General features: G+C 58.1%; 10 protein-coding genes and 1 pseudogene. 9 read left to right on the forward strand and 2 right to left on the reverse strand.

Features of this window, described 5'->3' with window-relative positions:
* Window positions 1-234: 234 nt before the first annotated feature.
* A pseudogene (locus tag ACWHYV_RS04470) lies at window positions 235-1134 on the forward strand (IS256 family transposase); the annotation flags it as partial.
* A gap of 131 nt (window positions 1135-1265) precedes the next feature.
* Here ACWHYV_RS04470 and ACWHYV_RS04475 read toward each other — a convergent pair.
* Entirely contained in the window at window positions 1266-2555 is a 1290-nt protein-coding gene (locus tag ACWHYV_RS04475) for an IS256 family transposase (RefSeq protein WP_447976757.1), read from the reverse strand.
* 364 nt (window positions 2556-2919) lie between these two features.
* On the opposite strand from ACWHYV_RS04475, the gene ACWHYV_RS04480 reads away from it, so the two are divergent.
* Window positions 2920-3954, forward strand: a complete 1035-nt coding sequence (locus tag ACWHYV_RS04480) for an IS481 family transposase (RefSeq protein ID WP_447979455.1) — start codon at window positions 2920-2922, stop codon at window positions 3952-3954.
* A 674-nt stretch (window positions 3955-4628) separates the two neighbouring features.
* On the opposite strand, the gene ACWHYV_RS04485 is transcribed toward ACWHYV_RS04480, so the two are convergent.
* Window positions 4629-5765, reverse strand: a complete 1137-nt coding sequence (locus ACWHYV_RS04485) for a hypothetical protein (RefSeq protein ID WP_447979456.1) — start codon at window positions 5763-5765, stop codon at window positions 4629-4631.
* 445 nt (window positions 5766-6210) lie between these two features.
* On the opposite strand from ACWHYV_RS04485, the gene ACWHYV_RS04490 reads away from it, so the two are divergent.
* From ACWHYV_RS04490 to prsK, 7 genes are all read left to right on the forward strand, one after another.
* Window positions 6211-6939, forward strand: coding sequence for an outer membrane protein (locus tag ACWHYV_RS04490; protein WP_447979457.1), 729 nt, complete (start codon window positions 6211-6213; stop codon window positions 6937-6939).
* A gap of 195 nt (window positions 6940-7134) precedes the next feature.
* The gene (locus ACWHYV_RS04495; RefSeq protein ID WP_447979458.1) at window positions 7135-8085 is read left to right on the forward strand and encodes a D-glucuronyl C5-epimerase family protein; all 951 of its coding nucleotides are present in this window, start codon (window positions 7135-7137) and stop codon (window positions 8083-8085) included.
* 1 nt (window position 8086) lies between these two features.
* Window positions 8087-9943: an asparagine synthase (glutamine-hydrolyzing) gene (gene asnB / locus ACWHYV_RS04500; protein ID WP_447979459.1), complete on the forward strand. Its 1857-nt coding sequence runs from the start codon at window positions 8087-8089 to the stop codon at window positions 9941-9943.
* Entirely contained in the window at window positions 9940-11097 is a 1158-nt protein-coding gene (locus ACWHYV_RS04505) for a glycosyltransferase (protein WP_447979460.1), read from the forward strand. The genes asnB and ACWHYV_RS04505 overlap by 4 nt, the downstream gene beginning before the upstream one ends.
* A 244-nt stretch (window positions 11098-11341) precedes the next feature.
* A complete protein-coding gene (xrtA, locus tag ACWHYV_RS04510) occupies window positions 11342-12121 on the forward strand; it encodes an exosortase A (RefSeq protein ID WP_447979461.1) in 780 nt (259 codons plus the stop codon).
* On the forward strand, window positions 12118-12786 hold the full coding sequence (locus ACWHYV_RS04515; protein WP_447979462.1) for an exosortase C-terminal domain/associated protein EpsI: 669 nt from the start codon (window positions 12118-12120) through the stop codon (window positions 12784-12786). Before xrtA ends, ACWHYV_RS04515 begins: the two co-directional genes overlap by 4 nt.
* A complete protein-coding gene (gene prsK / locus ACWHYV_RS04520) occupies window positions 12783-14888 on the forward strand; it encodes an XrtA/PEP-CTERM system histidine kinase PrsK (RefSeq protein ID WP_447979463.1) in 2106 nt (701 codons plus the stop codon). Before ACWHYV_RS04515 ends, prsK begins: the two co-directional genes overlap by 4 nt.
* Window positions 14889-14894: the final 6 nt, after the last annotated feature.

Below are 14894 nucleotides of genomic sequence, written 5' to 3' on the forward strand. Positions count from 1 at the left end.
CTGGCGTGTAAGCTAGTATCCCTGGACTGTCTGCGTTTGTATAGTAGAAAGCTTCGGCTGTAGGAATCCATGCACGATGAGGTATAAACAGAAGGTGTGGAAATAGGAAAAGGGCGGTGGCAACCTTTCGGGTGACCAAACCCACCGGGCCGAGGCCCGGCACAGAAAGGAGGCACCGCCGTGAACGAGCAGAACATAGGGACGGGAGTCGAGTCAAGGAATCTGTGGGACCATCACGGGCTGGCGTTGGGGGATTTCGAGCGGGCGCTGCGGAGCCTCCTGGGCGAGGGGGCGCCCTTGTCGCCCGCCTCGCTCCAGCGGCTCAAGGCCCAGTGGCAGCACGAGTATGAGGCCTGGAAGCGGCGGCGGCTCGATGAGCTGGAGATCGTGTACGTCTGGGCCGATGGGCTGTATGTCAAAGCCGGCCTGGAGACGGGCAAGGCGGCGCTCCTCATCCTGATCGGGGCACTGACGGATGGACGGAAGGTAGTCCTCGCCGTGGAGAGCGGCCAGCGGGAATCCAAGGAGTCCTGGGGCGCGGTGTTGCGGGATCTGCGGATGCGGGGGCTCAAGCCCTGGCGCTGTACGATCGCCGATGGGCACTTGGGGATCTGGGCAGCCTTGGCCGAACAGCAGCCAACCGCCGCGGAGCAGCGATGCTGGAACCACCGGATCGTCAACGTGCTGGATGCCATTCCGACGAAACACCAGGCCGAGGCGAAGCCCCTGCTGACGGCCCTGCCGTACGCGGAGACGCAAGTGGAGTGCGAACGACTCCGGGACCAGTTCAGTCGTCGCTACCGGATGCTGGCGCCGAAAGCCGTTGACCGCTTACACACCGACTGGGAACGGCTGGTCACGTTTTATCAGTTCCCGAAGGCCCACTGGCGGCATCTGCGCACGACGAACGTGGTCGAATCGCCCTTCGCCGCCGTGCGGCTGCGGACGACGGCAGGCAAGCGGTACAAGCGCGTGGAGTCCGCTACGGCCCTCATCTGGAAAGTATTGCGGGTCGCGGAGCAGACCTTCCGACGCCTCAACGCGCCGGAGTTGTTGCCGGCCGTGTATGCCGGCACACAGTATGTGGATGGAGTCCAGAAGAATCGCGTCATCCGGCAGGAGGCCGCCGCCTGATTCCATTTACACACCTATTGGCAAGACCTCTGCACGATGCCATAAACCGTCTAGTGCAACCCGTATGGCTCTGGGTATTCTTGGATCTGGAGAGTGCTCGAGATATTGTCAAATGTTGTGGATTGAGGTGATTAGGCGGCGACCTTTCCTGTGTTCTTCTCTGACTGTTCTTCCTCTCGCTCGACTTGCTGCCCATCCTTGAACACACGCCCCGCCCGGACCAACGGCAGCAGCTCATGGGCATCGAGCCGGCGCCACGATTGCTGCGCCGCCTCCAGCAGCTTGAACGCCATTGTCAGGCCCGCGGTCCGCGAGCCAGCCCCCTTGGTGACACGCGTCCGGAGCTTCACCGTAGCGAACGTCGATTCAATCGGGTTGGTCGTCCGAATATGTTTCCAGTGGGCCGCCGGGAACTCGAAATGGGTCAGGAGCCGAGCGACATCGGTGGTCAGGGAGTTCACGGCTTTCGGATACTTCGCCGCATAATCCTGGGCGAACCGGTCGATCGCCTGCTCGCAGGCGGCCCGGGTGTCCGCATACATCATGTCGTGCAAGGCGCGCTTGGCCTGGGGCTGCAGCCGGGTGGGGAGCTTGTCCAACACATTGGCGATGCGATGGACCCAGCACCGCTGCTCCCGTGTCTCGGGCCAGACCTCGCGCACGGCGGCCCAGAACCCCAGTGCCCCGTCCCCGATGGCCAACGCGGGGGCCCGCATCCCCCGGCGTTTGAGGTCTCGCAGCACGGTGAGCCAACTCTCGGTGCTCTCGCGATAGCCGTCCTCGATCGCGATCACCTCTTTCGTCCCATCGGGGCGGACGCCCACCACGACTAAGGCCGCCAAGCGATCATCTTCCAGCCGAATGGTGAAATGCACCCCGTCTACCCAGATATAGATGAAGTCGCGATCCGCCAGGGGGCGCTCACGCCACTGGTCATAGTCGGTCCGCCAGGTCGCCGTCAGGCGTGTGATCGCGCTGGGCGAGAGCCCCGCCGCATCGGCGCCGAGCAGCACCGGAAGCGCCTCCCGGAAATCCCCGGTGGAGAGCCCATGGAGATAGAGCAGCGGCAGGACCGCGCTGACCTGCGGCGAGCGACGCAGGTACGGCGGGAGAATCGCACTGGTGAACTTTTGTCGGGTCCCATGCAGCACGCGTTGATCATTCACCCGCGGCGCTCGAATCGTGACCGTCCCCGCGCCCACCGTCACGCGCCGAGGCTGGGCCTGCCCATTGCGGACCACCAACGCATGGCCGCGGCTGTCGCGCGCCTCGTGGTGCTGCCGCCGGTATTCCTCCACTTCGACTTCCAACGCCGCCAGGATCATGCGGCGGGCGCCCTCGCGGGCCAAGGCATCCAGCGCCGTGGCCACCTCCGGCTCCTGCTCTTGTGCTCCCGTGGTCGTTCGGACTATCGTCATCATCGGCGTGCCTTTCCCCGGCCTGCCAGCCGGTGTGTGGGTTCGTGTTCACCCGGAAAGGTACGCCACCTCTCTCACCCCGTTCCACAACTTCCGACTATAGCTCAGAGTGCTCGTAGGAATAAATAAGAGCTTGCATTGCTAGCCCTACGAAAGAAGGCTTGAGATAGTCCTGTGGGTGAGGCTCTCCTCCCGGTGGAACATCAAAACGAACAAACCACTGATCAATGTAGTCGAGGAGTTGATTGACGAGTTCTGCTTTCCTACTCCGGACAGGTCCCCCAACCTTTTCTGCATTTATATGGACGTGCTAGAACTTAATCTGACAGTCAGGTAGAGTCCTCACCTCAATCAAGGAGGGAGGACGATGACGACGGAAGAGAAGATCATCAAGACGAAGGTGGGCGTGTTGGAATTGGCCAAGCAGCTCGGCAATGTCTCCAAGGCCTGTCAGGTGATGGGCTACAGCCGGGACAGCTTCTATCGCTTCAAGGAACTCTATGAGATGGGGGGCGAGGCGGCGTTGCAGGAGATCTCGCGACAGAAACCGCTGCTGAAGAATCGGGTCTCAGCGGAGGTCGAACAGGCCATTGTCCACATGGCGATCGCGCAACCGGCCTGGGGCCAGGTGCGCGTGGCGAACGAACTCCGCAAGCAGGCCCTGACGATCTCCCCCGCCGGCGTCCGGTGTATCTGGCTCCGGCATGATCTGGAGACGATGCGCAAACGGCTGAAGGCCTTGGACGCGAAGGTCGCCCAAGCGGGGCTGGTGCTGACGGAAGCCCAGGTCGTCGCCCTGGAAAAAGCCAAGGCCGATAAAGAAGCCCACGGCGAATTCGAGAGCGAGTGTCCCGGCTACTGTGGCGCGCAGGACACCTTCTACGTGGGCACGCTCAAGGGCGTCGGCCGGATTTATCAACAGACCTTCATCGACACGTATAGCAAGGTCGGGTTTGCCAAACTCTATGATCGGAAGACGCCGGTGACGGCCGCAGATCTCCTCAATGACCGCGTGCTGCCGTTCTTCGAGCAGCATGAGCTTCCCGTGAGCCGGGTCCTCACGGATCGCGGCACGGAGTACTGCGGGACCCCGGAGCGGCATGAGTATGAACTGTACCTGGCTGTGGAGAATATCGATCACACCCGCACGAAGACGCGCCATCCCCAGACCAACGGGATTTGCGAACGGTTCCACAAGACCATGCTGAACGAGTTCTATCGCGTGGCGTTCCGCAAGAAGATCTATCGCACGCTGGAGGAATTGCAGACCGATCTCGACGGGTGGATGGCGGAATACAATGAGCAGCGGCCCCATCAGGGCCGCTGGTGTTACGGCAAAACACCGATGCAGACGTTCGCGGATAGTGTGGTGTTGGCGAAGGAGAAAATCCTCGCCGCTTAACCCGGTGAGGACTCGCTGTCTGTCAGATGAAGTATTGACTTATACACATGAAGAAGCACATTCCATCTGCCTGCGTCCTCTACAACTTCAGCCGATCCCGGGCCTTCCAAACGAAAGGTTACCGACGTGCCGTCGTAATCACGAATGGTGAGTTCAGATGTAGGAGAGCCGGGGGCAAGGGGGCCTAGCTTTCCAAGTAGCCGTATTCCCGTCTCCCCTGCGACGTTGCTCGCTGATTCTGAGCTGACCGGCGGTTCAAGGAGGATGATGTTCTCGCCTTGCTGAGGCTGATACTCTAAGCCTTGAAGAACGGTCCCGAGATCTCCAGTGAAAAGCACTCTTGGCTCTAAGCTCTCCAAGCTAAACACAGATGCCTCCCGTCTTCTGATTTCAAACTTCCTAGTCTCTTTACTCACAAAACAGTTTCCTTGCGAAAGGACCAAGGATCCTTTCACTACCTTACCTTCATCATCAACTAAAGGTGATCTGAGTGGTCAGAGAAGTGGAACCAATGGGAACGCAGATTAGTAGATTAGAAGTTCAATTACAAGTGGGGGATCTTCAAGAAGCCAGAGGTTGGGGAGATAGGGCAGGAAACGAAGTTCTTACAGTCCGTGATCGATCAGGAGCATGGAGCAAGAGGGGGGTGCTTTGTGCACCCCCCGGCGGTCCGCCTATCGAATCTGCTTTAGCTTGCCTTTCGCTAGCCCTCGGGAAGTCGATTCACTTGACGTAGTCGTCTGAGTTGTTGTGGTGCTAGTGGAAGGGGTAATAGACGTAACGGTATTAGTTGTGGTCGAGGTATCGGTACTCTTTGAAAGAGTTGTATCGGTACTCGTTGTTGCTGTTGCCGTATCTGAGGAGGTTGGGGACTGCCCAGCATACTTCACATTAGCTTCTTGCCGCCACTTCACGTAATCAAAGCTCCACCAGTAGTTCTGATTGAATTGCTTGGTTCCCTCAAGCCATGCACGTTTCACTCCTCCCGAGAAAATCTGATCTCCTCTGTCCCGATATTTGGTATCGCCCGTCTGAAGATACATCCATGCATAGGCTGGTGCAATCAACAGGTTCAAGTCAGGCGCGGGTTTTAGAGGTGTTTCATTGTTGGCATAGTAAAAAGCTTCTTCTGTAGGCATCCAGGCCCGCTCCCATAGACCATCTAAAGCAATAACTAGGCTGTTAAGTATACGCGGGTCTGAATTCTGTTCGTAGGCATAAATCAAACCCTGCATGGCTAGTCCAACAAAGGGCGGCTTAAGATAATCATCAGGATGAGGTTCACCTCCGGGCAGGACGATGCGTGTGATGAACCATTGATTGATATAGTCGAGCAATTGATCAATGAGTTGAGCTTTACGTGGTCTGACCGCCGCCCCAAGCTTTTCGGCGTTTACGTAACCCATCACGGCATAAGAGGTGTCGCGGGCATATACGGCACTCGCGGTTGCAGAAAGCGGAGTATAGTCGCGTGAATATGCCGCATTTTGAGCAATAAGTAATGCAGCATCTTTTGACTTTTCATCTTTAGTTCGGTTGTAGTCCATGAGAAGGCCATGTGTAAAATTCCAGTACCCCGGGACCTCTCCCTTTAACGGAAACACGAATTCGTCCCTGTAAAACTTCTCGGCAAACCCTGAGCAATATTTCCACGTCGGATCACCAGTGTATTCGAGGATTTGGTAATACACACGCTCGCCATCATAGTAAGTTGATCCAAGCCTCGTGCCGGAGTATTGGGTGTATTGATCCCCTACCATGGTGTCATAGCTTGACATTAACTGGCAGTGCTTTCGGCCGTATGTGAGCATATGTGACTCCCAGAGGCTAAGCTCGGGAATAGGGACGGAGTCTGCGCTCACAGGCGACGCCGAGATGCAAGAAGCGGAGCTTACTGTAAACATAAGTAATGAGATTTTAAGAAATCCACCTATAGTCGTTTGAGATTGTCTTCTCATCTATGCCTCCTTTGGGAGGAATCGCTCGCCATCGTTTCACACTTTAGCGCCCTCGAAGTGTAGGCTAATGTGGCTATGATTCTTCCTCCGGCGCTAGGGATAGAGCAGGCACCATGCCACCATAAGGCTGCATAACTACAGGCTATTCTATATTGAGGGCGAACACTTTTGCACAAGCCGGGTAGTTTTGCGCTCCTGTGGCCAGACTTTCGTGCCAAAAAGAGAATCACAGATATAATTGTAAAGATCCGACTCTTCATTGATTAAGAGAAGGGCTGAACAAGGAGGCATAGTTACCTTGATCATGAACCATACGGGGTTGGTCCTAGGATTGGTTGCCGTTTTGGCACTGTTCGGAGGGCTCAATGCGGAAGCAGGCAAGGCCACTAAACCATTGGATATCTCGATCTCTGGGTTTGGAGGGTGGGCCATTCCCTTTAAGACTGATCTTAGGCAAACTGATCCCGCAGAAATGCAAGATATTCTAGTGAAAGATCTCTCTCTGAAATCTTCTCTGACGTACGGAGGAAAGCTGACAGTCTGGAAAGCACCCCCCAGCATTCAGGACCGGGTGAACTTCGGAGTAGAGCTAGACATTACCCGCTACTCTCCGGACCAGAAGGAGCAAATTTTACCCGCAAGCGGTAGTACCGGCGGAATCTCGGTTAGCCAGGTTCAAACAAGCAATACGACGGAAACCTACACCATCGTAGCCATTAATTTCTTGATGAGATGGCCTTTTGGTGTATCGCCTGAGTTGCCGAATGGCAGATGGTATCCCTATGTCGGGATTGGTGGCGGCGTGCAGATTGCTAGGTCGAAGCTTCCGACAGGTGAGAGGGATACTGATATTTCTGGAGTCAGGCAGTTGCTCGCAGGCGCTAAGGTCTTTATTACTAGGAATGTTGCAGTCTTCGGAGAATACAAGAACACCTATGCAAGGCATACGTTTGAATTTGGTTCAACGCAAGATCAATCGACAGCCCATATCAATCACTTCACCGCGGGCCTTTCATTGCATTTCTGAAACGGTGAGTTGCCTAACTCTACAACTGCCGCCCTCAAAGTATCACCCTCCAAAAGTAGGGGTAGACCTACAGTCGGCCAATAGACACAGAGCCATGTTGCGAGTAAACAAGGGTCTTTGGCCAGTGGCCGGTTTTTGGCCATAAGACAAGCCATAGGAGCAGCCAAATACAGCGACCTTATGAGTCAATCACTTATGTTTCTGGCAAGGGCGCTGCGCCGAGAAATCTTCCAGTTTCGAATAGACTGTGCCATAGAAGATGTAGAAGAAGCAGGTTCCTGCACCTCGATCCGTTATCACCTCCGGAGCCCCACGCTTTTTCTAGACGATCTGGTCTTCGACTCAGCCGGCATCCCTCAGAAACTCTATCGAGCTCAAGGCTTACAATACAATCCCTTGTTTATTGCCTGGTGGGGCCTCTTCAACCTCGAGAAACACCTTCAGACACAAGATCCCGCTAACCTACAACGATTCATCAACCAGATTGTTTGGTTGTGCCAAAATGCGGTCCGACGAGCGGATGGCGCAGTGGTTTGGCCATGCTACTTTGACTGGCAAGAAGGCGTGACCAAGCTCAAATCCCCATGGATCTCGGCGATGTACCAAGGAGTCGTCATCAGCGCCTTGATTCGGGCCTATCGGCTCCTGAAGGAGGATGAGCTCCTCGATCTGTGTGAGAAGGCGAGCCTCGTGTTTACGAGTACGGTTGAAGAAGGCGGCGTCAAGACATTCGACAATGGCTACACGCTGTATGAGGAGTATCCTGCATATCCGCTTCCGCGTATCCTCGATGGATTTCTGTTCAGCCTACTCGGACTGTACGACCTTGCGGTGGAAACGAACTCGCAGAAAGTGAAGGATCTGTTTTGTGATGGCATCGAAGGCCTGAAAGCCAACTTGGAGTTTTGGAACTACCAGAACATCTGGACCCGGTATGGTGCTCATCGCTACCTGTGTCCGCCGCATTACCACAAGCTCAACTGGCTGCTTCTCTCCATTCTCGGTCATCTCGCACACGATCAGATGCTTCTCGACTATGCCAATCGGTGGAACGGAAACCGGCGGACGCTTGTCGAAAAAATTCATATCTACCTGGCTTTCGTTGCTACGAAAAACTTAGCCAGGCTTCGCCTTCCAAGGAACTAGCATGTGTGGCATCGCGGGGGTCCTGAACCTTCAAGGCAACGGGACTGTCGATCGGTCGACGGTTGAACCCATGGCTCGAGCCATGGTCCACCGAGGGCCTGATGATGACGGGCTGTTTACTTCTGGGCCGGTCGGGTTGGCTCACCGCCGTCTGAGCATCATCGATCTCGCCACCGGGCACCAGCCAATGTTCAATGAGGACGGTTCGATCGCGATTGTCTTTAACGGGGAGATCTACAATCACCGGACGCTGCGAACGAATCTCGAATCGAAGGGGCATGTCTACCGGACGAGCTCGGATACTGAATCGATCGTTCACGCCTATGAAGAGTTCGGTGATGACTTTGAATCGCATCTGACGGGCATGTTTGCGTTTGCGCTCTGGGACGCAGCGCGTCAACAACTCGTCCTCTCCCGCGATCGCCTCGGCATCAAGCCTCTCTATTTCACAATCCATCGTGACCAACTCCTCTTTGCTTCTGAAATCAAGGCGATCCTTGCTGTGCCGGGTATCGAGCCGCGGGTGGATCTCGATGCCCTCGACGCCTATTTGAGCCTCCGCTACGTCCCAGGACCCAAGACGCTCTTCAAGGGGATTTCGAAACTCCAGCCGGGGCACACTCTCATCGCCCATCAGGGCCGCACCACGATCCGCTGCTATTGGGACCTCCATTTTGCGGAAGATCACGCTGCCGAAAGCACGGCAGTCGAGGAGTTCACGACTCTCCTGCATCAGGTGTGTGAAGAGCACCTGATGAGCGAAGTTCCATACGGCGTCTTCTTGAGCGGTGGCGTGGACTCGAGCGCCATTGCCGCCACCCTGCAAACACTGCTTCATGATCGCGTCACCACCTTCACGGTGGGGTACGAGGATGCGGAGGGTGTCAACGAATTTCATTTCGCCGATTCGGTGGCCCATCGCCTCAATACGATCCATCACTCGCTGACCTTGCGTGCTGCCGACTTTGCGGAGTGGATCCCGGACCTGGTCTGGCACCTCGACGAGCCCGTGGGCGACCCGGCCTGCATCCCCCTCTATTTCTTGTCGCGTGAGGCCAAACCGTACGCGACGGTCCTCCACTCCGGTGAAGGGGCCGACGAGCTGCTGGCCGGCTACTCTATCTATAGAAAAATGCAGTTGCTCGATCGCCTCTATCATCCCTTCTTGGCTCCCGGGTATCGTGCTTTGGCGCGCATAGCCGGCCAAGGCAAGCTGGCTCGTTACTTGCGGCTCTTGGGGAAGCCGCTCGACGTCCGCTATCGTGGTGTTTCTGGGCACTTCCTGGAAGGGCGCAAGGAGGAACTGATCAAGCCGGGGACTTTCACGCAGTCCGCCGGTTATCTGAACGAGACGTTTGCCGGTTACTTTGCAGCGGTCCGCGGTCAGGCACCGCTGAACCAGATGCTGTATGTGGACACGAAGACGTGGCTCCCGGATGATCTTCTCGTCAAGGCCGACAAAATGACCATGGCGGCGTCGATCGAGCTTCGCGTCCCCTTCCTGGATCACCGCCTCGTTGAATTCGCTGCGCGCCTCCCAGCGGACCTCAAGATTAGGAATGGAGAAACGAAATACCTCTTGAAGAAGGCCGTTGAGTCCGATCTTCCCCACGATGTCGTCTATCGGACGAAGAAAGGATTTCCGGTCCCGATTGCACAATGGTTCAAGGCCGGGCTCCATGAGGTCGGTTCAGACCTGTTGCTGGGGCCCAAGAGCGTCATTAGTGGCTTTTGCGAGGCGGCGGTGATTCGGCGTATGCTTGCTGCCCACAAAGAAGGACAGTGCGACCTGAGCAACGAGCTGTGGGGCCTCCTGGTGCTCGAGATGTGGTTTCAAAAGTTTGGGGTGGCGGCATGATCTCAGGGCAGAACATCGTCTGCTTTGCGAACGATTGGGATGCCGATCCCACCAGCAAGCATCAGGTCATGAAGATTCTGGCGCGGAACAACCGTGTCCTCTGGGTGAATTCCATCGGCCTGAGAACCCCGCAGGTGACAGCCCACGACGCTGGGAGAATACTGAGAAAGATCAAGAAGTTCTTGCGTGGCCCGGTTTCCGTCTCGCCGCGTCTCCATGTTCTCACGCCGCTTGCCATCCCGTTCCATGGGGTCCCTGGTGTGCCGGCGGCCAATGCCTGGTGGCTGGGCCATTACATTCGGTGGCAGGCTCATCGCCTCGGCATGGACCGTTTTCAGATGTGGACATTCCTCCCGACCACGGCGCCCCTCGTGTCCCATCTCAGGCCCGAGAAGGTGGTCTACTACTGTGTGGACGAGTGGTCGGCGTTCAGCTTCTTGAACGGGAAGTTGATGGAGGAGATGGAACAGTCATTGATGAAGCAAAGCGATCTCGTCTTGGCGTCCGCGCAAAAACTCTATGACGCCAAACGCCGCTTCAATCCGCGCACGTATTGGATTCCTCATGGGGTGGATAGCGAACATTTCTCCCGGGCGCGCCGGCTGGAGGCTCCGGGCGCACCGGAGCTTCAAGACCTCCCCAGGCCGATCATCGGATTTTGGGGACTGATCCACGAATGGATCGATCTGGACTTGATTCGGTTTGCCGCGCTCCGACACCCGGAATGGTCGTTTGCCCTCGTTGGAAAAGCCGGTGTCGCGTGCGACGCGCTTGACGGTCTAAAGAATGTTCATTTGATCGGCGCCCGTCCGTATGACGCGCTTCCTGGGTTTGCCAGGGGGTTCGATGCGGCGATTTTGCCGTTCAAGGTGAATCGGCTGACGGAAAACGTGAATCCCATCAAATTGAGAGAGTATCTCGCGGCCGGCCTACCGGTGGTCTCCACACCGTTGCCGGAAGTGGGGCAATACGCCAGCGTCGTTCGAATCGCGAGGAATCAGGAGGAGTTCGTGGCGGAGCTCGAAGCGGCCGTGACGGATACGAGTGAGGCCGCGGCGGTGAAGCGGATGGATGCGGTCCGGGACGAGAGTTGGGATGCTCGGGTCGAGCAGATCTCCCGCCTCGTCGAGGCCCTGGACACCAAGGGCGGCTAGATGGTCATCCAAAAGAAGAGTGACGAATATCCGACTGGCTAATAGACAGGTGACCGATCTTCCCTAAGAATGCGACGTTATCATGGACCGACTGCTGACTAAGGAATATCCTGGCGCTCAGGCTGAGCGGAAAAGCGAGAGGGCATCAGCCGTCTCAAACTCATGGTCTCAATTTGAAGGCCTTCTTCTAGTTAGTTCGCTCGTCGCAACGCTCGTCGGCTTGTACTATCAGGTACTCTATAGAATGGGCCAACAATGGTACGACGACCCGGACTATTCCCATGGGTTTCTCGTCCCTTTCCTGGTTGCCTTCTTCGTCTGGGAGCGATGGGAGAAGCTGAAACGCCAGGCACAGGAACCGAGCTTCTGGGGCATTCCCGTGCTGGCGCTGGGCCTTCTGATGCTGATAATTGGATCGATCGGAGCCGAGCTCTATTTGCAACGGTCTTCTCTAATAATTGTCCTGGCCGGGTTAGTTCTCCTCGTCATGGGGCGTCGGGCGCTTCGGATCCTGCTGTTTCCGATCGGCTTCGTGTTCTTCATGATTCCCTTGCCGGCGATCGTCGTCAATGCCGTCGCGTTTCCACTCCAACTCTTCGCCGCCAAGACCGCCGCCTTTTGCTTGTTCAACTTCGGCATTCCGGTGCTGCGTGAAGGGAATGTCATCGTCCTGGCGGGGACGACGCTCGAGGTGGCTGAAGCGTGCAGCGGCATTCGATCCCTCCAGGCCCTGCTGGCCTTGGGGACCGTCTACGCCTATTTCTCCCAATCCGAGATGTGGAAGCGGTGGGTGCTGGTGGTCCTGTCGATTCCGATCGCGATTGCGGCGAATGCATTCCGAGTGAGCGGGACGGGGGTCCTGGCCCACTACTGGGGGGCGCAGGCTGCCGAAGGCTTTTATCACACGTTTTCCGGCTGGCTGATCTTCGTCGTCGCCTTCTTGCTGTTGCTGGCCGTCGGCACCACGCTGGCGCGGGTGGGCCGCGGGCGGCCGCCACGCTCCTCTCTGGAGGTGCGGCTGTGAAGCGATGGCCGGTCATTCTCGCCTTGGTCATGCTCCTCAGCACGTGGGGATCGCTCCAGCTTCTCTCACACGGTGAGCCCGTTCCGAGCAAGAAACCCTTTGCAGACTTCCCGCTCACGATCGAGGGACGGTGGACGGGGAAGGAACTGGGGATGGACCAGAGCGTCCTCGATATCCTGAAGCTCACCGACTACATGATGCGGCTGTATGTCCCGACCACGCAGACCGAACGAGCGCTGCCGGTCTGGCTGTACGTCGGGTATTACCAGAGCCAGCGGACCGGGTCGACCTACCATTCACCCAAGAATTGCCTGCCGGGCGCCGGATGGCAGTTCGTCGAAAGCCACCACGTCGTCGTGCCCGCCTCTCCCACGGCGTCCATCCTCATCAACAAGGTCTTGATTCAAAAGGGGTTGGATCGACAAGTGATCCTCTACTGGTACCATGACCGCGGGCGCATCATCGCCAGCGAGTATTGGGCCAAGGGCTATATGATCTGGGACGCCATGACGCAGAATCGCACGGACGGCGCGCTGGTGAGGATCTCGGTTCCGGTCACCACGACCCCCGAGGACGCGTATCAGCACGGATTGAAGTTCTTGCAGGATGCCTGGCCGCTGCTCATCGACTTCATGCCGTCCGGGCCGACCGCCGCCCCCGTATGACACCCGTTTTCTTTGTCGCATCCGTCTTCCTCGCAGGCCTCGCCGGGCTTCTTTTTGCTGGTTTCCTGATCCTCACCGCCTCGACGCATCGTGTTCGTCGTCCGCTCGGCCTCGCCCTCGGCCTTACCGGGCTGATCCAGCTTGCCAATGCGCTCACCCTGGTGTTTCCTGAGCAGGTTCTCTTTTGGCGGGGCCTTGGTCTCCTGGGAGAGCTGATTCAGCCCGCCGGACTCCTCTACGTCAGCCTCGTGCTCGGGGAGATGATCGGCGCCAAAAGCGACCCGGTTGTCCGGCATCGCGCGTATGCCGTCGGGCTGGTCGCCGCTCTCCTGGGCACGCTCGTTTGGTCGGACCTCACAATTCGCCATCAGGCCGATGTCATCGCGCTGGGGCCGCTCGGCCGTGTCGACTACATCTTCGTGCTCTTTGCCATGGCGCTGGCGCTCGCTCAATTCGAGCAGATCCTGCGCGTGTCCCGAGAGCCGTTCCGCTACCAGATCAAATTCCTCGTCATCGGGGTCGGAGCGCTTGGCGGCTACCGGATCTATGAGGCCAGCCGGCTGTTGCTGTTGCCGATTTGGGACACGGACCACGCCGTCATCGAAGGCCTGGTCACGCTGCTGTCGCTGGCGTTGCTGGCCTATGGGCTGACCCGGGTTCGCTTCGACCAGCCGCGCGGCACGGTCTACATCACCCCTCAGGTGGTCTACGGCTCGGTGACCTTTCTGGTCATCGGGCTCTACCTCTTTGCGGTCGGCCTCGTCGGAGAACTGATCCGGTACACCGGCCAATCGGTCGCCTCGGTCTTCAGCACCCTTGTCGTGTTCGTCGCGATCGTCGGGCTGGTCGTCGCGGTGTCGTCGCGCGCGGTTCGCACGCAGGTGAAGCAGGCGATCGGCCGGCACGTCTACCGGGTGAAGTATGACTACCGCGCCAAATGGTTGGAGGTGACGGAGGCCTTTCGGACCTGCGCGTCGGTCGAGGCGATCCTCGATCGTTTCTTGGACGTGCTGAGCGGCACGTTCGGGGCGGGGCGGATCTCGATCTGGATGCATTTCGAAGCGGACAACCGGTTCCATCAGGTGCGTTCGGTCAACACGGAAGCGCCTCCTCCGCCGCTGTCCTTGTCGCACCCGGTGATCTCCCGGCTGCTTCAGGCTCAGGAGCCGCTGAGCACCGAGGAGCTGGCCCAGACGAAACAGCAGTGCGAGGCAGGGGACTTGTTCTGGGAGCGCACGCGGGCGAGTCTGTGCGTGCCGTTGCGGGTGGAAGAACGAGTACTGGCGTTCGTGACGTTGAGCCCGGAGCGGGGAGGGGCGTACGGGAGCCAGGATGTCGACCTGCTGCGGGCGATCGCGCACCATGTGGCCATGCTGCTGTCATTGGCTAACCTCGCCGAAGAGCGGCGTGCGGCGTCCGAGCTGGAGGCGCTGCATCGGTTTTCGGCCTTCTGTCTGCACGATATCAAGAACCTGGCGGCTCGGCTCTCGCTGGTGGCGCAAAATGCGGAGGTCTTCGGCCACGACCCGGCCTTCCAGCAGTCCGCCATGCGGACGGTGGCCGGCACGGTGCAAAAGATGATGACGCTGATCACCAAATTGTCCTCTCAATCCGGGATGCCGCAAAGCCGCGACCACGGGCATTGGGAGACCGTCGAGCTGCAGGCGGTCTTGAACGAGACGATGGAGGCGATGAACGGGGGCTTGCGGGCTCGGATCCATCGTCAAGGGGACGCGTTACCACCGATACGGATGAAGCGGGACCAGATCCAGCAGGTTCTGCTCAACGTCATCTTGAACGCCCAGCAGGCGTGCGGCGAGCGGGGCGAGATCACGATCACCACGACCCGTGAGGAGGAGCAGGTCGTCGTCACGATCGCCGACAACGGACCCGGCATCCCGGCCGCCGTGCTCCGGACGATCTTCAATCCCTTTCGGACGACCAAGAAAGAGGGGCTCGGGGTGGGGCTGTACGAATGCAAACGCATCATGGAAGCGCATCACGGCACCATGTCGATCGAGAGCGAGCCCGGGCAAGGGACGCGCGTTCGGATCACCTTGCCATTTGCCGCCGAAGCCACTACTCTTTCGGGCACACGCTGAGGTCCG

This window comes from Candidatus Nitrospira bockiana, assembly GCF_965152565.1.